The sequence below is a fragment of the Clostridium sp. Marseille-Q7071 genome (assembly GCF_965112025.1).
Genome location: NZ_CBCOPR010000001.1, coordinates 2,998,870 through 3,024,294, shown reverse-complemented (window position 1 = coordinate 3,024,294; position 25,425 = coordinate 2,998,870). Strand labels below are relative to the sequence as shown.

The window sequence follows — 25,425 nt, the reverse complement described above, 5'->3', positions numbered from 1 at the left end:
ATAACTGTATTGATGATAATTATAGTTTATAAAAATCGAGAAAAAATTTTGTATATATCTACTTAGAATCATTTATAAGATACTTAGTATTTTTAGTAATATCATTTTCGAAAATTTGATTATAGACAGTGAATGCATCCAAAATATTGAACTGTTTTGTTTGAGGATTACCATCTGCGTTAGCAGTTACTAAAATATATTCTTTACCATCTATTTTTGCTAAACTGGCAAGGCATAATTTAGCTTCTTCCGTATAACCAGTTTTTCCACCTTCGATAATACCGCTATTTACATCTGCTGTATCCATATGTTTGAACATGGTACTTTGAAGAGTGATTCCATCGGGATTAATATTGGTTGCTTTTGTCGTATAACGTTTTGAAGTATATACTTCTCGAAAAGTATGATTTTGTAATGCATATTCTAGTAGTTTTGCAATATCATTTACGGTACTGTAATGATTTCTGTCATGTAGTCCTGTAGAATTAGTAAAATGAGTATCATTCATTTCTAATTTTTTAGCTTTTTCATTCATTAACTTCACATAATTTTCCTCTGAGCCCGCGATTGTCTCTGCTAGTCCAATACAGCTTTCTGCTCCAGATGGTAATAATACCCCATAAATTAAATCAATTGCTGTCACATTTTCATTGGGTGAAAAGCCAGCCATAGAAGCACCTTCCGAATATAACTTTTTAAACATCTCTTCCGGTAGATAAATCCTTTCATTTAAATCTGATAAATTTTCAATTGCCAGTATTGCTGTCATAATTTTTGTAAGAGATGCTGGGTATATTCTTTCATCACTTGATTTATCTAATAATATCTCATTATCATCTAAACGAAGAAGAATGGCATTTGAGCTATATAAATCATTAACCATTAGACGATTTAAGAAAAATAAAGCTGAGATACATATAGCACATAGGCATAGGGTTAAAAGAATACATTTTATCTTTCTCTTTTTTCTTTTGCATTTTTTTCTATAGGCTGTCATTTTAACATTCCTCCTTAAATGTAAATTACAATATTGTCTTATTTTTATTAAAAATCTTTCAACAACATAAAATTCATATTCCTTACTCTCTTATAATAAAAAAAGGATTTTAAGAAAATTATAATTAAACCTTAAGATTTCTTAAGATTACAATTTACTAAACGACATCATTACAAAGCATACATATTAATAAAAATGAATGTAAAAAACCACTCTTCCTCTATGAATTTCCATATCATAAAGGAAGAATGGTTCTTAAATGTTTATTACTCTTAGAATTCTTATATAAAATATACATAATCATTTTACTTTCTATTGAACATAAGGAACTTATCAATACAGTGAGTTATGAGATTTTTAAAATATATAGAAAATTATAGGCCTTTAAATCAACCATTAGATTTAGGGATAAAAGTTGAAATTATAAGATACTGACCTATAGAAATTTTACTTGATTTTAAAAGAAACAAATCTTAGAGTTAATTTCACTGATAACAACATATAAGAGATTAGCCAGAGAAATAATTAAAAAATACCTTATTCTCAAGCATCGATATTATTATGCATAAACATAAAAGTCAGAGAAAGCTCTCTGACTTTTATATTTATTATATTAACTTAACACCATGTTCAGGATTCCACTCATATTCCATGATACTTGCTGTATTCAAGGCTTTTTCTTTTCCGAAAATTCTTTCTACAATATATAAGGACATATCTATTCCTGCGGATATTCCAGCTGATAATACAACTTTTCCATTATCTATAAACCTAACCCCTTCTCTAACTTTTGCACTTGAAGGAGCAATTTCTTTTAGAACTTCTAATGATAAATGATGAGTGGTTATTTCTAAATTATCAAGTAAATCAGCCTTTGCTAATAAAAAAGCACCAGTACAAACAGAAAGAACTAGTTCTGCATTTTTTGATACTGATTTAATCCAATTGATAATAATAGGATTGTTCATCTCTTTTCTTGATCCTTTTCCACCTGGAATTAAAACAATATCAGGCTCAGGACAATCGAAAATACTATAGTGTGGATTTACACTTAATTTATTATAAGTTAAAATTGGTGTTGTTTTTTCCGCCACCGTATAAACATTTAAATTTGTATTACGAGCTGTAATAGAAAACACCTCAAAAGGACCGCAAAAGTCAAGAATTTCTACATCTTCAAATATTAAAATTGCTACATTTTTAATCTCCTTCATTAACATATCCTCCATATTTTCATCTTCTTTAAAATTTTAGTGTATATTGTAAGTTTCTTAAAAACTACTAAGTCTACTAAAATTCTAAGCTATAATTTTAAGGTATTCAAGTTTAAAATTTAAAAGATTATAAAAAAGAGGTAATGTTGCTTTATGTGACGAATCTTTATGACGAGGTAAAAAAATTAAATTATCCATATTATTCGTTTTTACAATACTTATTTTTTATATCTATAGTGCTGAATATGTTTATTTTAAAATCATTATAAACAATAAATATTTATATAAATTTGCTTTAAATGCTAGGAAATATTATGTATGAAATTATATAAGGCAGGGTTTTATTTATGTTAACTAAAATTTTAGTAATAGAATCTATAATTACATTAATAGCTACTATCTCCTGTTGTATAAAAAACAGAAAAACAAAATACTTCTACCTTCTTATATGGTCAGGTATACTAATAAATTTAGCTATGATATTTTTAGTTACAATATCTATTGTTATATAATTAAAAAAGCTATTTCATATTCAAATACGAAATAGCTTTTTATCTACATTTTTTCTACTTCTTTATATTCAACACCAAAAGTATCAACTGTTACCTTTTTCATTTTAACATCTTCTTTTGGTTTATCTTGTGCAACAGTTTCTACTGCTGCAATTTTATCAACAACCTCTATACCTTCTATAACTTTACCAAAAGCAGCATATTCTCCATCTAAATGAGGTGAATCTTTGTGCATAATAAAGAATTGAGAACCAGCAGAGTTTTTATCTTGGGCTCTTGCCATAGAAATAACTCCTCTATCATGTTTTAAATTGTTTTCAAAATCATTATTTGAAAACTCTCCTTTAATAGAATATCCAGGACCTCCTACTCCAGTTCCTTCAGGATCTCCACCTTGAATCATAAAATCAGGTATTACTCTATGAAAAATTAATCCATCATAAAAATTAGAATTAGCTAATGAAATAAAATTTCTAACTGTATTAGGTGCTACATCTGGATACAATTCAATTTTAATTTTTGAACCGTCCTCCATTTCCATAGTAGCTACTGGGTTTTTATCATCCTTACCTTTTTCTGTTTCTACATTATTAGCTGAAGTAGTATCTTTATCATTAGTTTCTTCTTTTTTGCTACAACCTATGAATAATGATAAAGATAGAACTATTACTAATAATAAGCTTATGCTTTTTCTAAGTCTCATTTTTATCCTCCTTTGCACTTAACTATAAAATTTATTTTAACATATTAAAGAAGAAATTTGTAATAAAATTATCATTTAAAATCATTATCATAGAATTAAGAAAAAATGGTATGCTAAGATTAACAATTAGCATACCATTTTATTATAAAATTTAAACTTTTATATTTCCTCAAAGGCTACAGCTTCGTATCCATAATCATCTAAAGCAGTTTTAACTTTATCTTGGTCTAGTTTATCCTCTGATTCTACAATAGCAGTTTTAGAGTCTAGGTCAACTTCTACAGATTTTACATTTTCAAGTTCTGATAAACATTCCTTAACATGATTAACACAATGCATACAGCTCATACCATTAACAGTTATTTTAGTTTTCATATTTATTACTCCTTCTAAATATTATTTTATTTTAAAGCTTTTAAGTCTAAGTGCATTTAACAATACTGATACTGAACTTAAACTCATTGCTAAAGCGGCAATCATAGGATTTAATAGTTTTCCGCCAAAAGCGTACCAAACACCCATAGCTACAGGAATTCCTAAAGTATTATAGGCGAAAGCCCAAAATAGATTTTCTTTTATATTTAGTATGGTTTTTTTACTTAATTCTATAGCAGTTGGTACATCCATTAAATCACTTCTCATAAGAACTACGTCTGCTGATTCTATAGCTACATCTGTACCTGAACCTATAGCTATACCTATATCAGCTTGTGCTAATGCTGGGGCATCATTGATACCATCTCCAACCATAGCAATTTTTTTATTTTCGTTTTGAAGTTTTTTAACTTGTTCTGATTTTTCATTTGGCAGTACTTCCGATATAACAATATCAATTCCAACTTGCTTTGCAATAGCATTTGCTGTTTTTTTATTATCTCCTGTTAGCATAGCAACTTTAATTCCCATTTTATGAAGCTTTTCAATAGCACTTTTACTATTCTTTTTAACAGTATCTGCAACAGCTATTATTCCAGCTAAGTTATTATTTATAGCTATAAACATAGGAGTTTTACCTTCACTTGCTAACTTTTCGAAAGAATTATTAAAGCTTTGTATATCTATATTGTTTTCATTCATAAGCTTTTCATTACCTAGTAATACTGTTTTATCATCAATTGTAGATATTATACCTTGACCAGGTATAGCTTTAAATGTTGATAATTCCTTTAGATTAATAGCTCTGTTTTCTGCTTCTAGTACTATAGCTTCTCCTAAAGGGTGTTCTGATCCTTTTTCTGAGGAAGCTGCAAGCATTAATAACTCATCTTTATTTATATCATTAGTTATAATATCTGTAACTTTAGGTTTTCCTTCAGTGATAGTACCAGTTTTATCAAAAACTATGGTTTGAATTTTGTGAGTTTCTTCTAATGCAGAACCATTCTTAAATAATACTCCAAGTTCTGCACCCTTTCCTGTACCTACCATTATTGCCGTTGGAGTGGCAAGACCTAAAGCGCAAGGACAAGCAATAACTAATACAGATATAAATATAGTTAATGAAAATACTACATCACCTTTAAAGAAATACCAAACTATTGCTGAAAGAAAAGCTAGTGCAATTACTATAGGTACAAAGTAACCAGATACTATATCTGCAAGTCTTGCAATAGGTGCTTTAGAACCTTGAGCATCTTCTACTAACTTAATTATTTGAGACAATGCAGTATCTTTGCCTACTTTTGTAGCTTTATATTTTATAAGGCCATTTTTATTAATACTTGCACCAATTACATTGTCATCTATATTTTTTTCTACAGGTATACTTTCCCCTGTAAGCATGCTTTCATCTATAGATGTAGATCCACTTATAATTACACCATCTACTGGAAGTTTTTCACCAGGTTTAACGATAATTATATCCCCTACTTCTACATCATCAATAGGAATATTTTGTTCCTGTCCATCTTTTTCTACAGTTGCAGTTTTGGGGGTTAATCCCATTAAGGTTTTAATTGCTTCTGAAGTTTTTCCCTTAGTTTTAGCTTCTAAATACTTACCTAAAGTTATCAAAGTTAATATTACTGTAGCAGATTCAAAATATAATTTAGTATGAGCAATATTATGATTTCCACTAAAATATATTTCAAACATAGCATAAATACTATAACCATAGGATGCTAAAGTACCAATCGAAATAAGAGAATCCATATTTGGACTTCCTTTTATTAAGGATTTAAATCCAACTTTGAAAAATTTCTTGCCTATAAATATAACAAAAGTAGTTAGTATAAATTGTATAAGCGCAAAGTTAAAAGGACTGTCTGTAGGATTAATAATTGTAGGAAGTTCTAAGCCTACCATAGATCCCATGGAAATTATAAGCAATGGTACTGTAAATATTGCTGAAAAAATAAATCTTTTATATAGCGATTTTTCTTCTTTATTTTTTCTTTCTTTATCTTCATCTATATTTAAATCATCATTTAGTGGAGTATAGCCAGCTTTTTCTATTGCTTTTTTAATTTCAGAAAGCCTAATCTTATCGCTTTCAAATTCCACCGTAAGCTTTTCAGTAGCTAAATTGACATTGGCAGCTATAACACCATTTAGCTTTTTGCATGCCCTCTCTACCGCTTTTGAGCAAGAGGCACAGGTCATACCTTGAATTTTTAAAGTCTTTATAACACTATCATTTTTAGCTTTATAACCTGCTTTCTCTATAGCTTGTTTTATATCTTCAATGGATACTTTATTTTCATCAAAGGTGATGTTCAATTTTTCAGTAGCTAAATTAACATTTGATTCCTGCACACCATTTAACTTTTTTGTAACTCTTTCTACTGCCTTAGAGCAAGCGGCACAGGTCATACCTTCTATTTTTAGCATCTTTTTAGTCAATTCTATCACCTCTTTACTTATTTATTATCTTTTCTATTAAAGTATCTATTTCTTCAATTTTCTCATCTATATCTCCATTATCATATGCATTTTTTACACAATGTTTTAAATGCTGCTTTATAATAACTGAGTTTGCCTTTTTTAATATAGATTGAGAAGCTATTATTTGATTTGAAATATCAACACAATATCTGTCATCTTCAATCATTTTTATTATGCCTTCTATTTGGCCCTTTGCAATATTTAAATATTTAATTGCATTTTTTCTCTCAGGATTTATACTTATAGTTTTATTACTCATAGTTACCTCCTTTTTATTCATAATTACATTTTTATTATACTCTATACCCCTGTAGGGTATACTTAAATAGTAAATCTAATATTATAAATAGTCAATAGTAAAATTAATAAAGTTTGTTATGTATTTAAAATTTTTATAAAAAATCGCTATATCCTTCTTCTTTTAATTTATCTACAGGAATAAATCCTAAAGAAGCACTGTTTATGCAATATCTAAGACTATCATTTTCTATAGAATCATCATTAAATACATGGGTATTACGATATAATAATTATCTTTATGCGTTGGATTAATTCTTTTTCAAATTAAATGCTTTATGTTTCACATGGTAACTTAGCACAGCTTTTTTCTGTGATTTCACTTAATAATATTTCTATTTCATTTACATCTTTGTAGGAACACGTAGCACATTACCTATTATTTAAATATTAACTTATTTTATTTTTTATATTAAATTCTATTTATATACTAAATAAAAACAAAAATATCACCATAAATTTCAAGTTTTTATAGTAATATCTTTGTTTTTGAATAAATATTTATTTACATTTTACATAAGTCTGTCTAAAACATATTCTTTAAATTTTTTAAAGTCACCGCTTTCTATTGAAGTACCTTTATCTATTTTATTATTTATGTAATTATATTCTGAAAAACCATAATTAAATTTAGGACTAGATACTCTAATTGCAACATCATTAATTGTGTATACAGCTTTATTTTCTAAAACTTTAGTTAGAAATTCTAATAACTCTTCACAAGATTTAACTTTTTCTTTTAAAATCATTTTCAAACCATAATAAAATAAATTATAAGAACCACTTAGTTCATTGATTTGTTCATTTTTGATATAGAATGTTTTCCCTGTGTTATAAAAATATTTCATAGATTCAAAAGCTAAAGTCCTATATTCGTTATTAATTTCTACTTTTTCATCATATAAGTCTTTTAATCCATCTAATATACTTTCCCAACTTCTTGTATTTAATGATTTATTATCATTTATAACTTTATTAAATTTATCAACTGACTTTTCAAAATCCTTTTCACTATTTACTATAGTATCATTTACTAAAATTGTATATTCATCATTCTCATATATTAAACTTATTTTCTTTTCCATAATAACACACTCCATATAATAATTGATAATAATTATTATAACATAGTAATTATTATTTGTGCTACTAATTTTTATGCCTAAGTTTAAATTTATTAGATTAAGCACAAGCTGTCTGTTGTAATCTAAATAGATTTATCAAAGATATTTTTTATATATACTGTAGCCTAACTCATCCATTTTATCCTTTGGTATAAATTTAAGTGCAGCTGAATTTATACAATATCTAAGTCCTCCAAGTTCCTTAGGGCCATCATCAAATACATGACCTAAGTGAGAATCTGCTCCGTTACTTCTCACTTCAGTTCTAATAAGCCCATGGCTTAAATCTTCTTTTTCTTCAATAGCTTTTTTCTCTATAGGTTTAGAAAAACTTGGCCAGCCACATCCAGAGTTAAATTTATCTTTTGATGAAAAAAGCGGCTCTCCGCTTACTGTATCTACATATAATCCTTCTTCGTCATGATTCCAAAATTCATTAGTGAAAGGCTTCTCTGTGCCGTTTTCTTGAGTAACGTGAAATTGAATTTTACTAAGTTTTTTATTTAGCTCTTCTAATGAAAGTTTTTTATATAATTTATTAGTCATAATACTCCCTGATTTCTAAAACCATAACAAATAGTATCATTAACTATATTACAGTTTTTCATCTTATTCTCTAAATAAGACGGTAGTGTCACAGGATTCAACTACTTAGGTTAGTACTATAATACTAAAATTCCATATAGCCTTTATAATTTTATCCACTTATAAAGTACAACAGAATTGCGAGTGTTACTCAGCCCCTAATATTTATAAGCCATCAAAGCCTTTCCTACTAGGTGTACTTTGGCAGTATATATCTATATTAAAGTTATTATTAACTAACTAATCTAAGTATTTTCCTCCTATTAACTAACCGTAAATCAGGGTTTTCACCTACCTTTCCTTTTATATTTTTATTAATTTCATTCCATTTTGACCATTCATTCTTCTTATTAAATTTATTCGTATCTTTTACTAATTTATCTTTTAAAATCTTAGGTACTTTTTCTTTTAAATTATAACTTCTTCTTGCTATAACCATACCTGCACCATTATGGACTACCATTCCATATTGATGGCAATATTTATATAATCCTATTTTACTCGTAAATTGAGGTTTCACTTTTATTATTTCTATTCCTTCTCTTATACAAGTACTTTCAAGCATAGTTAATAATTTAGAATATATAAATTGATGTTTTATTCTAGCAAATTTGCTATGAACATCTTTATCATTTTTGAATTTTAAGTCTTCTATAGCAACTCCACAGCTGTATGTTTTTGCTATTAATATTACTCGTTTTACTAATTCACCACATAAATTCTCACGTCTATTACTTCTAGCATATAATAATTCATGTTGCTTTAAATAAGTATGCCATTTATAGTTACCTTTGTTATCTATCATAGTTAATGCAAAACCATCTGGATTTGTGTCTATTCCTATTATCCCATTATGTCCTGTGTATACAGGCTTTTGTTTTTGTAAATCAAAAGTTATATGGCAATAGTATTTATTATTTCTTTTTAGTATTTCTACTTGATAAGCTTCGCCACTAGCTAAATAGCTTAAAAACATTTCTCTATAATTTATTCCATTAGCTTTACCTGTTTTCTTAGATAATTTTTGTGGTAAATATATTGGTACTTGAACTTTAATTGCTCTATTAGTTAATGTTTTTTCTAAAGTAGATATTTCTAAAAAACTCATATTGTTTTTAATTATAATTCTTAAATTAGGGTTCCCATTTTTACTCTTATCTCCACGACTATAAAATCTATTATTTCTACAATTATTCCATTCTTCTTTAGATATTAAGCCCTTACATCTTCTAATAAACATTTCTTTTGTACCAAAAGTGACAGATGGAATAGTATTTGTATCAATGAAATTCTTAAAATAATTAGCCTTTCTTTGTCTTTTATCTAACTTTTTCAATAGCTTTACATTTATTAGAATAATCTTCATAATTCATTTTTATCAATTCTTTTGAGAGAGAATAGTTTGTCTAGCTGACTCTATGGCATCTTTTGACTGTCTAATATTAAGATTATATTTCTTAGACACTATTTTTTCTAATTCATTAATCTTAATATTATTTTCTAATAGTCTTTTAAAAGAAAACATTATAGCAGTACAAAATACTAACATCATATTATCAATAATTTGTTTTTGGTTATTAGTTTCATTCACTAGTATCGCTTTCATTGTTATTTTCACTATTCTCGTCTCCTTTCTTTGATAATTCTTTTATAGATTTTTCTATTGTTACTCCCTCCTTATAAATTAATATTATCTAAATTCTTATAAATATGCTAATATAGATTATTAAATTTTAATTGTATAAAATAGTAAAAGCCACCTAATTAATAGGTAGCTTTATTATTCAAATTCCTCACAAATGTACAAATATATTTTCTCACTCCAATATTTATGGAGCTCTGGGTCTATGTCTGCTACAAAAAATAAGAATTCATCTAGTTTATTTCTTTTGTAAATTCCTTTCATTAAATGCCGTGGATAATGTACTACTTTAGTAAATTGATTTTTAGGATCTATAACCTTTACTGAGAAATCTTCCTGAACGTATAAGTCTTTGCATCTTATATCCAGTCTTTTATAACCTAGTTTTTTAAAATCTTTCATTAATTTAACCAAATGTTCAGCCAATGTTCTATTCATATTATTTCTTCTTAAATATTTATCTAAACGTATACCACCTACAAAGTCTCTTATAATATAATGCTTTCCATGTTCATATACCCTAGGAAAATACTTACTTTTTTTTGAACGAATTAGAGTATTATATTCATCTTTACAGACTTTTGAACTGTTAAATATTTTTATAATTTTATTATCTGGGAGCAAGTAAACTACTCCATTATTCCCTTTTCCTAAATATTCTGCTTCTCTTATTATTTTTTCTGTTTTTTCGTTTAAATAAACTGGATTTGTAAAAGGCCTGCCCATATATCCTCCAAATTTATCGCTATCCTTATAATTATATGCTATGCCTTATACAATTAGCATTAATTTGAATGTTATAGAATGAATAAATAAAAACAAGGTACTTAATACTAAAGTAAAACAATTATTTTGAGGTGAAATATGAAAGTAAGATTAGGATATGTGTCTATAGCTTTAAATTTACCTAATATAACTACATCTAGTAAGGTAACTTTTTCATATTATAATAAACTCCAAAGTGATGATGAAAAAATTAAAAAGCTTGTATCAGTAACTAGATCTAATTTAGATGATTTATATACTGTATTAAAATATAATGTATCAAATGAAATATTTTTTTACAGGATTACCTCATCGCTAGTACCTTTAGCAACCCATCCAGACGTAACTCACTGGAGATATCGAGAGATCTTTAAGGAATATTTTAATCATTTAGGAGAATATATAATTAATAATAAATTGAGGGTTGATACTCATCCTAATGAATTTAATGTAGTTAATAGTACAAAAATAAAAACGGTAGAAAACACAAAAAGAAATTTATTATTTCATGCAAATTTATTTGAGGATTTGAAATATCCTTTAGGAAAAATGATTCTTCATATAGGTAGTGGTGAAGGTGGAAAAGAAGAGGCATCCTTAAGATTTATAAAAAATTTTAGGAATTATCCCAGTAGCATTACTTCAAAAGCAATCTTAGAAAATGATGATAAGACTTTTACTGCTAAAGAAACACTAGAAATATGCAATATTCTTAATATACCAATGGTTTTAGATGTTCACCATCATAAGTGTAATAATAATAGAGAAATTATTACTGATATGTTAGAAGAAGTTTTTAATACATGGAAAAATGAAGAGTTACCACCTAAGCTACATTACTCAAGCCCTCGAGATGGCAAGTTAGATAGAAAACATGCAGATTATATAGAAGTTATAGAATTCATTGATTTTATAGAAGGCTGTAAAAATATAAATAGAGATATAGATATTATGCTAGAAGCTAAGAGTAAAGATCTGGCATTGTTCAAACTTGCAAAAGATATAAAGATTATGAGACCAAATTGGAAATGGATTAATGAAAGTACGTTTATAGTTTAATACGCTTTTAAACAACTTTAAAAATAGAGATATTTGGATATCTCTATTTTTTATATTCCATACTTTATTTTATGTATCGTTTTAATTCTTTTTGATCTTTTAATAAGTAAGTATAAAATTTTAATATAGTATCTAATTTCTTATATTAAGTTATAAAAATAATTAATTTTAACTGGGAAATAATTATTTCATCCAACTTAGTACTTCTTCTACTATTATATTAGGTCTATCCCAATGAAGTAAATGTGTTGTTCCTTCTATTTTTTTAACTATAGCATTAGTTCCTTTTTTAAATTCTTCTACCTCTAAAGTTCTAACTTCATCCCAAGAACTAGGAAGAGTAGCTTGTAGTAATAATATAGGAAGTTTTAATTTATCATATAAAAGATTTGTAGGGGAATTATACATAGATTTAATAGCTCCTCTAGCAGTATCTCCACTTGCACAAAATCTAATTTTTCCATTTTCTTCTTTCATTAAATCTTTTACCGCTGTCTCTAATAATTCTGACCATCTTAAATAATTATTCCTCTCTACATATAAAAAGTCATCCCAATTAGAGAATACATATCCATCAAAATCAGCTTCATATGACTGTATTTCTTCATTTAAAGAACAATTAGGTTCGAAACATAATTGTTTTTTATCCATGTTTGTAAAATAATCATATTCAAATTGTTTTATATGATAACCACCATCTAATAACAGGATTTTCTTTACCTTTTCTGGGTAAAGTGCTGCATAATGAAGAGCAATGCAACCACCCCAAGAATGTGCTATTAAATAAAAATTATCCTTCTCAATTATTTTAATTACTTTTGAAATCCAGTTTATTAAATTGGGAATTTCATAGTCGTCATCTTTATTAAATACAGGACTTTTCCCATGACCTGGTAAATCAATAGACAAAATATGATATTTATCCTTCAATAATTCTCCTAATTCTAAAAAACTCAAACTACTGCTGCCAAGTCCATGAATACAAATAATTGTAGGGTTTTCTTTATTCCCCCATTCACTAACCTCTGTCTTTACATCTTCATTATTAATAAAAAACTGTTTCAATGTTACTCCTCTTCTCTTTAAACATTGATTTGCACTTGTTTCCATATTTTCTCAATGTTTTTCTTCTTAAAAAATATGGAATTTGAAATCATTTATACATTTACTAAGTGATTTTTCAGTTTCATCAAAATAAATATCATACTTCTCAAGTTTTTTGTTACATATCCTTAAATCTCTATTTTTATTTTTGAATGATTCAGTATCCTTAATTAATAATTCATGAATTCTATGTTCTAATCCCATTTCTTTAAGAATAATCTCTCCAAGCTCATAGGTGTTTAAATTATTTTCACTACCTGCATTATAAACTCCTCCAGGTAATTGAAGAATTTTATCAAAAGCATTTATTAAATCATATACATATGTTATCCCTCTATATTCATTAGCTCTAAATTCTACAGGCTTATTATTTAACGCTGCTTTCACCACATTCCAAATTATATTTGGTTTTAATGGCTTGTTTCTTTCTGGTAAACTATAAAGCCAAGTTATTCTTAAAATAACCCCATCCTCCAAAATTTCTTTTAGTGCCTTTTCCGCCTCTAATTTATGTTTACCGTATATATTATTTGTAATTGGTACAGTAATTTCATCATATGGACCTATATCCTCATTTCCGCCATATACCTGATCTGAACTTAAATATATCATTTTTACTCCCATCATATCACACGCCTTAGCAATATTTATTGATCCATTAACATTGACATCATAAGATAACTTAGGATTTTTTTCACAAAAACCTGTGTCTGATATTGCTGCTGTATGGATTAAATAAGTTGGTTTTACACTCTTTATTACTTCAATTGCTCTTTCATAGTTTTTTATATCTAAATCATTATGGCTTAAAGGAATAATATCATATTTATCTTTATAAAAATCTATAAATCTTAACGCAAAAAATCCATTGGAACCTGTGATCGCTATTTTTTCCATAATACCACTTCACTTTCTAAAATAATACATATTAATTCATATTATACTCCTTTAAAATGTACCTCATTGTCGTATTTTCAGTAATTACTCTATTTATTTACGACATATAATTACTTAATTTAAGATTATATATAATTATTTTTTTATAGGTCTCATTTTCTTAAAATATATATAATTTAATTTTATTATTTTATAAAGTTTTAATATATATTTTACTCAGTAAATATCTAAAGCGAATTAACATAGTTTTAGGTGGAGTACTTATACAAAAAGTATAATAAATACAAACAAAAATTATAGCCTCAAAAATATAAGTATCTAATATTAAGTTGATTAGATATCTATATTTTTGAGGCATTAAACTCTTATATATTTAAAATTTTCACTAGTCCTCTATATTTTATTAACATGAAATAAAAACTTTAATTAGTTATTCTTAGGATTCTTTAGAGAAATTAGCCCTGGAAAAACCTCTGAGCCTAAAGAATTTATATCTTCCCCATTCTCTAGAAATTCTTTAATTTTATCAATATCCTCTAAATAGCTCCAGTTATTTTCATCATCAAGAGCATCTATATACTCGCTAGATACTTCTTCCAAAGAATCATCATAGTTATCTTCTGAATCCTCTTCTAAATCAAAATCACTAAAATCTTCAATATTTATTTTCTCATTATAATTTTTAAATGTAGTATTTTGTTTTTTATCTTCAAAAACCTCATCAATCTTAATAGCTTTTACATCATATCCTTCTAATTGCAAACATTTTCCACAATTATCACAGGTTTTATTATTATTAAGCTCGCATAAATCACATTCATTACAATTGTTACAATTCTTATTTCCGTCAAAGATACATATTTTATTCATATAACTACCTTCTTTTCACTATAATTAGTTTTAAAGCAAATTTTATTGTAACAAATTAATAATTTAAATTCAACTATTTATTAATTTTATAGACTGATAATTTAATTATAGTAAAAAAATTATAACAATTATGGTTATATCTAACTTTAATCTAGACAATAATAGGATTATAACTTACTATTATTAGTATGAAATATAATATTTTTAAAAGCTTTATTTTTGCTTTTAGTATATATACATAGGAGGATTTATTATGGCAAGTAATTATTCATTTGATATTGTTTCTGAAGTAAATATGCAAGAGGTAGATAATGCTATCAACCAAACATTGAAAGAGATTGGTCAGAGATATGATTTTAAAGGAACTAAAACTCAAATTGAACTTGGAAAAGATGAAATTAAAATAGTATCAGACGACGAATACAAATTAAATGCGGTTATTGATGTTCTAAAAGGAAAATTTATAAGAAGAGGAGTTTCTCCTAAAGCCTTAGAACTTGGTAAAATAGAAACTGCATCACTAGGCAGTGCAAGAGTAATAGCTAAAATAGTAAAAGGAATTTCTACTGAAAAAGCTAAAAAAATAGTAGCAGAAATAAAGGCAAGTAAAATTAAGGTACAAACTCAAATTATGGATAACCAATTAAGAATTACAGGAAAAGATAAGGATGATCTACAAGCAGCTATTCAATTAGTTAAATCAAAGGATTTTGGAATAGATCTTCAATTTACTAATTATAGATAAGAAAATTATATTTTTAAAAATAATTCTCCACTAATTAATAAGGTGGAGAATTATTTTTCTTATATTATAGATTTTTAAAACTGTTTGTGTATATAAATCATTATTTTTTAGCTCTAACTACTAATGCAAAAGAGTTAATAGTAAATTCTTCTTTTAAAAAGCTACCATATAATTCTATATCTTTAAACCCTGCATCTGAAAGCATTGACAGTAACTCATCACTTTTAAGTATTAAAAGTGGGACAGAATTTTCATAAATTTCTTTGCCACTTTTTAAAATTAATTTAGTATTAAAGTCTACTTTATTATTCTCTGGTCTATGTATATAATGTCTAATAAATTCTAAAGGAACTTCAGAATTTTGTATTGTAGGTAATTCTGTAATTCCAAATTTAACTATTCTATCATAATTGACAATTTGAATGATTAACTCTCCATGGTTTTCTAACATTGAGTAAATATCCTTTATTAATCTAAATATTTTGTCTTTATCCTCTAAATGTACTATAGAATTTCCTACACAAAATATAGAATTATATTTATTCTCTTTAAATATTTCATTTATTTTAGTCATATCCCCACTTACAAAATCAACTTTATTTTCTTCATTGATATTTTTACAAATAGCTTTTTCAATCATATTTTTCTCTAAATCTATTCCATCCACGTTAAATCCCATTTTAGAAAGTGCAATGGAATAATCTCCTGAGCCACAAGCTAAATCTAATATTTTATCGCCTTCTTTCAGGTCTTTGCTAATAAATTTTAAGGTATTTTTATTTAATGGAAATACATATTCATATACTTTACTTAGCTCTCCATAAAATGACATTTTAGCCACTCTCCTTTTTATTACAATAATAACAGTATTTTTATATTTTTTACTTGTACATTATGTATATTTTTATTTTAATTGGATAATTTAATAATATAATATTTACAAACATATTATCAAATATTTTTACAAAAATTTGCGTAAATATAACACATATGTTTACCAATATTGATAATATGTACTATAAGTATTTTTAAAAAGTATTTTTAAATATTTATAAAATTTTTATATGCTAATAGGAGGAGAAAAATGAAGTCAACAGGTATAGTTAGAAGAGTAGATGAATTAGGTAGAATAGTAATACCTATAGAATTGAGAAGAACTTTAGATATTGAGATTAAAGATGCATTAGAAATATATGTAGATAAGGATCAAATTATCTTAAAAAAATATGAACCAGCTTGTATTTTCTGTGGAAATGCTAGAGACATTACAAATTACAAAGGAAAAAATATATGTAATGAATGTCTTGAAGAATTAAGTAAGGAAAAATAATATTATCTTTACAATTAGAAAAAGTATTTCAACCCATTAATTGGGTTTTAATATAAAATGAGGGTTGCCTATTTTTAGGTAATCCTTGTTTTAATTTTCAGGATAAATAAAAATTAGTAACGAATTACATGAATAATACATAATATATACTATCCTATACAATATATGTAACACAGGGGGGTATACAATGAGAGACTGTTCGTTAATAATAATAATACTATTACTACTATTTTGTTGCTGTCCATTCTTCGGCATATGGTGGTGGCTAATTATACTAATTTTATTGTTTGACTTTGATGAGGACTGTGACTGTAGAAGACGTCGCGACCGTTGCTGTTGCTAATATAAAAAGAAGGGTGAAACTCACTCTTCTTTTTCATTTATAGCCCCATCTCCATGAAGAAAAATAATTAACTCCATTTCTTCATTTTTTCATTTTGCTTTTTAGGCATAATCAAAGTAGATAATAAATGCTCTTTTGAAGTTTTATGATAATTTGCTTTCCCATCATATTGTAGCTATTTTGCCAAAAGAAAATAATTCCTAAAGCCAATAAGATATCCAATAAACTGTAAATTAATATTTTTATTTTATTCATTTAACACTTTCTCCACTCCATAAAATACCAACATGGTTCGCGAAAAAGTATCCATTTCCAGAAACTATTTTTTTTATTTTTAATTTGGAATCCTTCTTTTGTATAAAGATGAATGGCATTCTTATTTTTAGTAGAAACAAATAAAGTTAATTTGCTTTCTTGTTCAATAAAATCTTGTGCCCAATTTATAAGCACTTTTCCTATACCCTTTCCACGATAATTTTTATCTACTGCAATATGATCAATATACCATTCCCCTTTTTTTACAGAATGATTTAAGACTAACAGTCCAGCAATAAGTTTAATCACATTTCTATGTCCATACTGTTTAGATAAAGATATATAATCAAACTTTAACCCTTTTTCTTTTTTATTTGATTTTTTCTTTATTAACATGGTAGCACAAATGTTATGGTTATCTTTAATTACTACCTGTTTTGCATTATGTGAATCGTACGGAATCTCCCAAAAATGATTTATCAGAGAAAGATAGTTAATTTCATCAAGATTAACAAGCGAAGTAAATTTTGATTGAAAAGCATTTATGACTAAAGATTTAATCTTCTCATCTTGATAAATATTACAGTATTTTACCTCCATATAATTCATGTTTACACATCCTTTAACTGAACTTTTATTTGTATTTCATAAACAAGAGCCTTTGCATGAAAGATAGATGAGTAGGATTTCTCAATTAGAATTACAGGATTATGATGAGTAAAAGCAGAATTCTTAATATAACACTCTAAGTGATCTAAAGCTTTTTCTATATCTCTTTTTTCATATATAAGAAAATTCCTACATAAATATTCTCCTTCTTCTAAATTTATAATTTCTTTATTTTCACTTTCAATGTATACAGCTAATTCTTTCTCGTCATATAAATAAATTAAATCACTGTTAAAGAATGAAGAAAATTCCTTAGATTTTCTTTTCAATTTATTCAAATCTATATCTTCTGATTCACCTAATATATCTCTTTTGCGAAGATAGCGTTTAGGAAAATATTGAATCTGAAAGTTATTCATATTATCCTTTAAATTCTGCTGATTAGCTAATATTTGTTGGGTTTTCTCTTTTACAAGAGTTAGCTGTTCTATTTGTTTCTGTATTTTTTGTAATGATTCTTCTAAAAGTAATTCAAATTGTTTTGGAGTATAATCATTATTCGCTTCATAAATCTTCTGAACAGGTATTTGCAGACTTCTTAAGAGTAGTATTTGTGAAAGTTGATATATTTCATTGATTCCATACATTCTGTAACCGTTATTGTCAATATAAGCAGGTGAAAATACCCCCTTTTTTTCAAAATATCGCAGTTGGTGAACAGATACTTTCATTAGCTTAGCTAATTCGCTAATTTTTAGATAATTTTCCATGATTATAATCCTTTCTTGTGTAGTAAATTTATTATATACCTTAGGTCAATGCTAAGGTCAATAGAAATCATAGTAACACTTTTTCTGATTATGAAGAAATAGTTAATATGTAGGAATATTTATACTTAAAGATAATGAATAAAAATCTTATAGATATTTATTCATTATCTTTAAGTATAAAAAACAACAACGTAGTATGTCATCATACTACGTTGTCATAATCATTTGTATAATATTATGGGTAGAATCTAATTCTATATTTAATTTTTAGATATGTGACTATTTCTGAAAAAAGTTGTGAGAAATTTCCTTTATTTCATTTTGATTTTTTACATTTTTATATGGAAGCCAGTACTTTGGAAAAAGATTTTTATATAATGGCGTATTAAATCTATCATCTATTAATAATATTATTCCTCTATCATCATCTGTTCTAATTACCCTTCCTACTGCTTGAATTACTTTATTCATTCCTGGAAAAGTATAGGCATAATGAAATCCATTCTTATTTTTATTATTAAAATGCTTATTTATTAAATCTCTTTCTAAACAAATTTGAGGTAATCCTACACCTATTATTGCCGTTCCAATAAGTTTATCTCCTTTTAGGTCTATACCTTCTGAAAAAACTCCACCTAAAACACAAAATCCAATAACATTATTCTCATCAAAATTTCTTAAAAAGCTTTCCCTATCCATTTCTGTCATGCCATAATTCTGAAGTTTAATATTGAAACAATTATATTTTTTAATAAATCTACTATATATTTCTTCCATATAACTATAGGACGGGAAAAATATTATATAATTACCAGATTTAGATGATATTAAGCTGTAGATATACTCTACTATAGAATCATAGCTATATTTCCTATACTGATATTTGGTTGAGATTTTATCAGCAACTATTATTTCTCTGTTTTCTAGATCAAAAGGTGATGGTAGAGTTAAATTATAATCTCCTTCACTAGAACCTAACATTTCCTTATAATAATTCATAGGTGAGAATGTTGCAGAAAAGAAAATAGTAGATATAGATTTCCCAATGACATCTTTAATTAAATTACAAGGATTTATGCAAAATAGCTTTATGATTAAATTATTTCCTAACTTTTCACCATAACAAATATAATTCTCATCAAAGACTTCACTAATTCTGTAAAAAGCTAATAATTTAAAATATAAATCTAACAATTCATCTCTATAAGAATTCTTATTATTAGATAAGTAAAATTCACAACTATTTATTAAAACTCTAATATGATTAATAAAGTCATTGGGTTTTTCTTCTAATATATAATAATTGTCTTCTTCACTGTATTTCCTTATTTCTATCATAAATTTATTAATTTTATCTAGAGATTTATATATTGTACTATCTAAGTTTTTAAAATTTTTTTTAAACTCCAATATTTCATCTTTATCTATAGTAGCTGAGTACATTTCTCTTGCTCTATCAACTAAATTGTGCGCCTCATCTACTAAGAATATATTATTATTTTTACTTTCATTAAAATAAGTTTTTAATGAAACTTGCATATCGAAAACGTAATTATAATCGCATATAATAAAATCACAATAGGATATTAAATCTAAAGAGGTTTCAAAAGGACAAACTTTATATTCTTTACTATATTTCGTTATAATTTCTTTATTTATATAAGTTTCATTATTTATTATTTCAAAGATACAATCATTAACTCTATCAAAGTGCCCTTTAGCATATTCACAAAAATCGCTATTACAGATGCAATTATCTTTAAAGCATACTTTTTCTTTCGCAGTAATTGTTAGTGTCTTTAATTTCAATCCCTTTTCCTTAAGTAAATTAATAGTTTTTTCGCCTATAAGTTTTGTGCTGCCTTTTGCAGTTAAGTAAAATATTTTATTTCCTAAATCTTCACCTAATATTTTAATAGAAGGAAATATTGTTGATATGGTCTTTCCTATTCCAGTAGGTGCTTCTAAGTATAAGTTTTTTTTCTGTTTAATAGTTTTATAAACTGTTACTGCAAGCTCTCTTTGATTAGGTCTATATTCATTAAATGGGAATTGTAAACTATCAATAGAACTATTTCTTTCCGTAATCCAATTATGATTTAATAATAACCATTGATAATATTTATTTACAGTCTCATAAAAAAATTCTTCAAGTTCATCAAAACTATAATTTGTAATAAATTCTTTAATATCATAACTTTCTGTATTAACATACATAACTGTTATATTGATAGCCTCAAGGTTATTAGTAAATACGTACATATATCCATAAAGTTTAGCTTGTGCACTATGAATTAAGTTTTCATTAGTAATATCAGATAACTGCCGTTTAGTACTTTTTATTTCCAGTACATTTGTAATTTCCTGGGAAATTATTAATCCATCTATCCTTCCTTCTAAAGTTAAATCAAAATCTTTAATTTTAAAAGTTTCTTTTATGGATACCTCTTTTTCAAATTTTGTATTGTCATTATCTTCATATTTTTTATTTAATTGTTGTTGGATTTTCTGATGGATTTTTGTACCTTCTAATGCCCTTCCATGGCTTATATACTCATTAGTTAAATCTCCATATCTGTATATGAATTCCACTAAATTTCTAACGGAAATTCTAGCTTGTTTATTCATTTCTATACCTCGTTATAATTAGTTAATAAATTTTACTATATGATTTTTATAAAAATAAAGAGAATAAATAATGATCTTCTCTCTAAAATAAAGTAATAAAATCAATTTATTATAGTTTTAAATATTATAACATATTTTACTATTAACCTTTCTTTTTATTAATTATGGCAAATTTAATTCTAAATATATATGGGGAAAAAGTTTTATTATATACAATACCAATTACTTACATGGGAAATTATAGTATAATATTTTTAAGGATTTATACACTAGGAGGAATTAAATGTTAAGCAAAAATTTTACCTTCATTACTAAAGATTCATTAAAGATGAACATGTATAAATGGGAGCCAAAGGATAAGGATTCAGTTAAAGGAATTATTAATATTGCCCACGGAATGGCTGAATCTGGAATAAGATATGAAAGATTTGCAAAAACGTTAGTAGATAATGGATTTATAGTTTATGCTGGTGAGCATAGAGGTCATGGATTGACTTGTAGTAATATTGAAGATTTAGGATATATATGTGATAATGATGGTTTTCACACCATGGTTGAAGATTTAAAGGAAATAAATAATTTTATAAAAGAAGAAAATCTCAATTTACCAATAATAATTATGGGACATAGTATGGGGTCTTTTTTAGCTCAAAGATATATAGAAGAATATGGGGATACTGTTAACGGCGCAATTATTTCAGGAACTAATGGAAATCCTGGCTTAATATTAAATTTTGGTATTTTTATATCTAGTATTGAAATGCGTATTCGTGGAAGAAAAGCAAAAAGTAAACTTTTAGATGGAATGATATTTGGAACTTATAATAAGAGAATACATAAAAATAAAACAAAAGTAGATTGGCTTACAAGAGATGAAGAAGAAGTGGAGAAATTTATAAATGACCCTTATTGTGGAACTGTTTTTACAACTTCTTTTTTTTATGATTTAATGAAAGGGCTAAAGATAATTCATAAAGAAGAAAATTTAAATAAAATTCCTAAGAACTTACCTATACTCATTTTTTCTGGCGATGCTGATCCTGTTGGGAGATATCAAAAAGGAGTAGAAAATTTAATTAATTTATATAAGCGTTTAGGCATTAAAAATCTTCATTATAAAATCTATAAAGATGGAAGGCATGAAATGTTAAATGAAATAAATAAAGATGAAGTATTCGAAGATATCATAAACTGGTTAAATTTAGTGATTCTATAGTATCTTAAAATATAATAAATATTAAGGAGTAAATTTAATTATGAAGTGTCCCTATTGTAAAAATGAAATGTATCCAGGAAATATTGAAGCTGATGGAAGAAGGAATTTAATATGGGTAGATTCGACTCATAAAAGAAGTATTCTCTCTAAACTTAAGGGTACAGATTGTATTATTTTAGATGAGACAGACTTTTTTACTAGATGTAAAGTTAGTGCATACTACTGCGATAAATGTAAAAAAATAATTATAGATACAACACACTCTTTAATAAGATAATTAACCTTTTCTTTATAATAAGATTTAAATTATCTATAAGATTACGTGAAATTAAAAAAGGTATATAATTCAAATTTATTTTTCTAAATTATATACCTTCTAATTTTATATTTTATTAGATTTTACAAGATTAACTTTTACAATGATCTTTTTAATCATCTTCTCTTAAAATATTTATATTTTTTCCTTGAAGAATTTTATTCATGTTTCTTATTGAGCACATTTTACCGCACATAGTGCAACTATCTTCATGTTCAGGCATGGATTCACGCCTATATCTTCTAGGTTTTTCTTCATCAATAGCTAGATTGAACATTTCTTCCCAATCCAACGCCTGTCTTGCTTTGCTCATTTTATAATCTATATCTTTTGCACCTTTTACATTTTTAGCTATATCAGCAGCATGAGCGGCTATTTTAGAAGCAATTATCCCCTCTTTCATATCTTCTAAGTTTGGAAGTCTTAAATGCTCTGATGGAGTTACATAACATAAAAAGTCGGCTCCATAAGTAGCTGCAATAGCACCACCAATAGCACTTGTAATATGATCATAACCTGGTGCTATATCCGTAACTAATGGTCCTAATACATAGAAAGGTGCTCCATGGCAAAGTTTCTTCTCAAGTAACATATTAGCTTCTATTTCATTAATAGCCATATGACCTGGCCCTTCAATTATAACTTGTACATTTCTCTCCCATGCTCTTAAAGTAAGTTCTCCTAATATCATAAGTTCTTTTATTTGACAGGCATCAGTAGCATCATTTATAGAGCCTGGTCTGCAAGCGTCGCCTAAACTTAATGTTAAATCATATTTTTCGCAAATGTCTAGTAATCTATCAAAATGCTCATAAAATGGATTTTCCTTGTTATTTAATTCCATCCAGGCAAATAGTAATGATCCACCTCTTGAAACTATATTAGTAAGTCTTTTATTTCGTTTAAAAGTATTTATAGTCTCTCTATTTAATCCCGCATGGATAGTAACAAAATCTACTCCATCCATAGCATGTTTTTCAACTACATCGAAAAACTCATCTACAGTTATATCTTTGAGTTCTTTATCATAAAATCCCACTACATCGTACATTGGAACAGTACCAATCATTGCAGGTGACATATCTATTAGTTTTTTTCTAAAATCATAAGTTTTGCCATAATTACTTAAATCCATTATAGCTTCTGCTTTCATTTCTAATGCTATTTTGACTTTTTCAAGTTCTGCTTCAATATTAGCACAATCCTTTGATATACCTAGATTTACATTAATTTTCGTTCTAAGACCTTGTCCAACACCTTCTGGTGACAAGCTCTTATGATTCTTATTTGCAGGTATTGCTATTTTACCCTCTGCAACTAAAATTCTTAACTGTTCTATATCTATGTTTTCCTTTTCTGCAACAATCTTCATTTCCTTTGTTATAATGTGCTTTTTAGCAGCATCCATTTGAGTTGTGTAATTCATAGTTATCCTCCTCATTTATCCCATTTATTATTTTTCTAATATTATTAACTTTAGCTTTTATATTTTCTGTACTAATAAGTTCAGAAATCATAGCAAAACATTTGCCTCCATGGCTTATTACATCCATTAAATTTTCTTCTTTTATGCCACCTATTGTTACAGAGGGTAATTTTATATTTTTTGACACCCATTTTAAATATTCTAACCCTTCTGAATATTCTACATCTTTTTTAGTTGTAGTATTAAATATTGGTCCTACACCTATGTAATCAACCTTCTTTTCTAAAGCTAAAAGAGCTTGATTCTTATTATGGGTAGAAAGTCCAATTATCATATTAGGTGCTATTTTTCTTGCTTCTAGTGAATCCATATCTTCTTGCCCTAGATGTATACCATCAGCTTTTACTGCTAATGCAATATCAATATCATCATTTACAATAAAGGTTACATTATTTTTTTTAGTTAATTCTCTAATAATTTTACATTGATTTAATTTGTAAACTTTGTCTCTATTTTTCTCTCTATATTGAATTATTTTAATACCATTTTCAATCAGTTCTTTAGTTAATTGAATATTATCTCTTCCATTAGAAAAATCCTCTCCTAAAATGGCATAAATACTGTCTTTAAAATAAAACTTTCTATTTGGATAAGTCTTTTCAAGATAATAGGATTTAAACCTTAAAGTCTCATATTTTTTACCATATTCATAGTATCCTAATATTTTTAATAGTTCCTCAATAGTTCTTAGCCCTTCTTGTATTCTTTTAAAATTAGATTTTATTAATGCTTCAATAGTTTCTTTTTTATCTACAGTGGTTCTCAAAGATATAGCAGCACCAATATCATTTATTGAATCTCTATAGGTTATAAGTTCATCACTATCAAAAGTTTTTCTTACATTATGCCTTAACTCTCTAAGCTCTTTAGTTTTTATTTCATCATTATAGTAGAATCTGCATAGGTCCTCTAATACCCTAATACCTTCAGATGCCCTATTTATATTTGCATCAATAATTCTATATATAGACAAAATACTGCCACCTCCTAAAACAAAATGTTGAAAGGTTATTATTTTTAATGTACTTTTATCTAAATTAAAAAAGCTTGCCAAAGGCAAGCTTAAAAATACATA

General features: G+C 26.5%; 27 protein-coding genes and 1 pseudogene. 7 read left to right on the top strand and 21 right to left on the bottom strand.

Annotation, left to right across the window (positions count from 1 at the left end; translation table 11 throughout):
* Positions 1-58: 58 nt before the first annotated feature.
* Together ACWPW7_RS14305 and ACWPW7_RS14300 are read right to left on the bottom strand one after the other, a co-directional pair.
* On the bottom strand, positions 59-997 hold the full coding sequence (locus ACWPW7_RS14305; RefSeq protein WP_454054053.1) for a D-alanyl-D-alanine carboxypeptidase family protein: 939 nt from the start codon (positions 995-997) through the stop codon (positions 59-61).
* 608 nt (positions 998-1,605) lie between these two features.
* Positions 1,606-2,211: a DJ-1/PfpI family protein gene (locus tag ACWPW7_RS14300; RefSeq protein ID WP_454054052.1), complete on the bottom strand. Its 606-nt coding sequence runs from the start codon at positions 2,209-2,211 to the stop codon at positions 1,606-1,608.
* A gap of 347 nt (positions 2,212-2,558) precedes the next feature.
* Between ACWPW7_RS14300 and ACWPW7_RS14295 the strand changes: the two genes are divergently transcribed.
* Complete coding sequence (locus ACWPW7_RS14295) at positions 2,559-2,723, top strand: hypothetical protein (RefSeq protein ID WP_454054051.1); 165 nt, start codon at positions 2,559-2,561, stop codon at positions 2,721-2,723.
* A gap of 43 nt (positions 2,724-2,766) precedes the next feature.
* On the opposite strand, the gene ACWPW7_RS14290 is transcribed toward ACWPW7_RS14295, so the two are convergent.
* The 10 genes and pseudogenes from ACWPW7_RS14290 to ACWPW7_RS14245 all read right to left on the bottom strand — a co-directional run bounded on the left by ACWPW7_RS14290 (position 2,767) and on the right by ACWPW7_RS14245 (position 10,683).
* The gene (locus ACWPW7_RS14290) at positions 2,767-3,426 is read right to left on the bottom strand and encodes a peptidylprolyl isomerase (RefSeq protein WP_454054050.1); all 660 of its coding nucleotides are present in this window, start codon (positions 3,424-3,426) and stop codon (positions 2,767-2,769) included.
* A gap of 159 nt (positions 3,427-3,585) precedes the next feature.
* Complete coding sequence (locus ACWPW7_RS14285; RefSeq protein WP_454054049.1) at positions 3,586-3,801, bottom strand: heavy-metal-associated domain-containing protein; 216 nt, start codon at positions 3,799-3,801, stop codon at positions 3,586-3,588.
* Positions 3,802-3,822: 21 nt separating this feature from the next.
* On the bottom strand, positions 3,823-6,267 hold the full coding sequence (locus ACWPW7_RS14280) for a heavy metal translocating P-type ATPase (protein ID WP_454054048.1): 2,445 nt from the start codon (positions 6,265-6,267) through the stop codon (positions 3,823-3,825).
* A gap of 13 nt (positions 6,268-6,280) precedes the next feature.
* Positions 6,281-6,547, bottom strand: coding sequence for a metal-sensing transcriptional repressor (locus tag ACWPW7_RS14275; protein WP_454055512.1), 267 nt, complete (start codon positions 6,545-6,547; stop codon positions 6,281-6,283).
* 154 nt (positions 6,548-6,701) lie between these two features.
* A pseudogene (locus ACWPW7_RS14270) lies at positions 6,702-6,809 on the bottom strand (peptide-methionine (R)-S-oxide reductase MsrB); the annotation flags it as partial.
* Between the two features lie 309 nt (positions 6,810-7,118).
* Positions 7,119-7,691, bottom strand: a complete 573-nt coding sequence (locus ACWPW7_RS14265) for a hypothetical protein (RefSeq protein WP_454054047.1) — start codon at positions 7,689-7,691, stop codon at positions 7,119-7,121.
* Positions 7,692-7,826: 135 nt separating this feature from the next.
* Positions 7,827-8,276 (bottom strand): peptide-methionine (R)-S-oxide reductase MsrB, encoded by a 450-nt coding sequence (msrB, locus tag ACWPW7_RS14260; protein WP_454054046.1) that lies wholly within the window; start codon positions 8,274-8,276, stop codon positions 7,827-7,829.
* 271 nt (positions 8,277-8,547) lie between these two features.
* Complete coding sequence (locus ACWPW7_RS14255; RefSeq protein WP_454054045.1) at positions 8,548-9,681, bottom strand: IS200/IS605 family accessory protein TnpB-related protein; 1,134 nt, start codon at positions 9,679-9,681, stop codon at positions 8,548-8,550.
* A gap of 12 nt (positions 9,682-9,693) precedes the next feature.
* Positions 9,694-9,933 (bottom strand): hypothetical protein, encoded by a 240-nt coding sequence (locus tag ACWPW7_RS14250; RefSeq protein ID WP_454054044.1) that lies wholly within the window; start codon positions 9,931-9,933, stop codon positions 9,694-9,696.
* Positions 9,934-10,095: 162 nt separating this feature from the next.
* On the bottom strand, positions 10,096-10,683 hold the full coding sequence (locus ACWPW7_RS14245) for a protein kinase (protein WP_454054043.1): 588 nt from the start codon (positions 10,681-10,683) through the stop codon (positions 10,096-10,098).
* Positions 10,684-10,821: 138 nt separating this feature from the next.
* Between ACWPW7_RS14245 and uvsE the strand changes: the two genes are divergently transcribed.
* Positions 10,822-11,781: a UV DNA damage repair endonuclease UvsE gene (gene uvsE, locus ACWPW7_RS14240; protein ID WP_454054042.1), complete on the top strand. Its 960-nt coding sequence runs from the start codon at positions 10,822-10,824 to the stop codon at positions 11,779-11,781.
* A 183-nt stretch (positions 11,782-11,964) separates the two neighbouring features.
* On the opposite strand, the gene ACWPW7_RS14235 is transcribed toward uvsE, so the two are convergent.
* The 3 genes from ACWPW7_RS14235 to ACWPW7_RS14225 all read right to left on the bottom strand — a co-directional run bounded on the left by ACWPW7_RS14235 (position 11,965) and on the right by ACWPW7_RS14225 (position 14,652).
* Positions 11,965-12,891 (bottom strand): alpha/beta hydrolase, encoded by a 927-nt coding sequence (locus tag ACWPW7_RS14235; protein ID WP_454054041.1) that lies wholly within the window; start codon positions 12,889-12,891, stop codon positions 11,965-11,967.
* 21 nt (positions 12,892-12,912) lie between these two features.
* Positions 12,913-13,782 (bottom strand): SDR family oxidoreductase, encoded by an 870-nt coding sequence (locus ACWPW7_RS14230; RefSeq protein WP_454054040.1) that lies wholly within the window; start codon positions 13,780-13,782, stop codon positions 12,913-12,915.
* A gap of 426 nt (positions 13,783-14,208) precedes the next feature.
* On the bottom strand, positions 14,209-14,652 hold the full coding sequence (locus tag ACWPW7_RS14225; protein ID WP_291567459.1) for a hypothetical protein: 444 nt from the start codon (positions 14,650-14,652) through the stop codon (positions 14,209-14,211).
* A 253-nt stretch (positions 14,653-14,905) separates the two neighbouring features.
* Here ACWPW7_RS14225 and ACWPW7_RS14220 point away from each other — a divergent pair, with 253 nt between their 5' ends.
* The gene (locus tag ACWPW7_RS14220; protein ID WP_039630509.1) at positions 14,906-15,397 is read left to right on the top strand and encodes a YajQ family cyclic di-GMP-binding protein; all 492 of its coding nucleotides are present in this window, start codon (positions 14,906-14,908) and stop codon (positions 15,395-15,397) included.
* Between the two features lie 100 nt (positions 15,398-15,497).
* Here the strand turns inward: ACWPW7_RS14220 and ACWPW7_RS14215 are convergent, their stop codons facing one another.
* Positions 15,498-16,229 (bottom strand): class I SAM-dependent methyltransferase, encoded by a 732-nt coding sequence (locus tag ACWPW7_RS14215; RefSeq protein ID WP_454054039.1) that lies wholly within the window; start codon positions 16,227-16,229, stop codon positions 15,498-15,500.
* Between the two features lie 252 nt (positions 16,230-16,481).
* Here ACWPW7_RS14215 and ACWPW7_RS14210 point away from each other — a divergent pair, with 252 nt between their 5' ends.
* Both ACWPW7_RS14210 and ACWPW7_RS14205 read left to right on the top strand, forming a co-directional pair.
* Positions 16,482-16,727 (top strand): AbrB/MazE/SpoVT family DNA-binding domain-containing protein, encoded by a 246-nt coding sequence (locus ACWPW7_RS14210; RefSeq protein WP_291567454.1) that lies wholly within the window; start codon positions 16,482-16,484, stop codon positions 16,725-16,727.
* Positions 16,728-16,914: 187 nt separating this feature from the next.
* Positions 16,915-17,070 carry a hypothetical protein gene (locus ACWPW7_RS14205; protein WP_454054038.1) on the top strand — a complete coding sequence of 52 codons (156 nt, stop codon included), beginning with the start codon at positions 16,915-16,917 and terminating at the stop codon, positions 17,068-17,070.
* Between the two features lie 255 nt (positions 17,071-17,325).
* Here the strand turns inward: ACWPW7_RS14205 and ACWPW7_RS14200 are convergent, their stop codons facing one another.
* The 3 genes from ACWPW7_RS14200 to ACWPW7_RS14190 form a co-directional block, all read right to left on the bottom strand.
* Positions 17,326-17,934 (bottom strand): GNAT family N-acetyltransferase, encoded by a 609-nt coding sequence (locus ACWPW7_RS14200; RefSeq protein ID WP_454054037.1) that lies wholly within the window; start codon positions 17,932-17,934, stop codon positions 17,326-17,328.
* 2 nt (positions 17,935-17,936) lie between these two features.
* A complete protein-coding gene (locus ACWPW7_RS14195; RefSeq protein WP_454054036.1) occupies positions 17,937-18,704 on the bottom strand; it encodes a MerR family transcriptional regulator in 768 nt (255 codons plus the stop codon).
* Positions 18,705-18,983: 279 nt separating this feature from the next.
* Positions 18,984-21,332, bottom strand: a complete 2,349-nt coding sequence (locus ACWPW7_RS14190; protein WP_454054035.1) for an ATP-dependent DNA helicase — start codon at positions 21,330-21,332, stop codon at positions 18,984-18,986.
* Positions 21,333-21,615: 283 nt separating this feature from the next.
* Between ACWPW7_RS14190 and ACWPW7_RS14185 the strand changes: the two genes are divergently transcribed.
* Positions 21,616-22,548 carry an alpha/beta hydrolase gene (locus ACWPW7_RS14185; protein ID WP_454054034.1) on the top strand — a complete coding sequence of 311 codons (933 nt, stop codon included), beginning with the start codon at positions 21,616-21,618 and terminating at the stop codon, positions 22,546-22,548.
* A gap of 40 nt (positions 22,549-22,588) precedes the next feature.
* Positions 22,589-22,825 carry a PF20097 family protein gene (locus ACWPW7_RS14180; protein ID WP_454054033.1) on the top strand — a complete coding sequence of 79 codons (237 nt, stop codon included), beginning with the start codon at positions 22,589-22,591 and terminating at the stop codon, positions 22,823-22,825.
* 151 nt (positions 22,826-22,976) lie between these two features.
* Here the strand turns inward: ACWPW7_RS14180 and thiC are convergent, their stop codons facing one another.
* The gene (gene thiC, locus ACWPW7_RS14175) at positions 22,977-24,290 is read right to left on the bottom strand and encodes a phosphomethylpyrimidine synthase ThiC (protein ID WP_454054032.1); all 1,314 of its coding nucleotides are present in this window, start codon (positions 24,288-24,290) and stop codon (positions 22,977-22,979) included.
* Entirely contained in the window at positions 24,259-25,323 is a 1,065-nt protein-coding gene (thiE, locus tag ACWPW7_RS14170) for a thiamine phosphate synthase (protein ID WP_454054031.1), read from the bottom strand. The genes thiC and thiE overlap by 32 nt, the downstream gene beginning before the upstream one ends.
* Positions 25,324-25,425 lie beyond the last annotated feature (102 nt).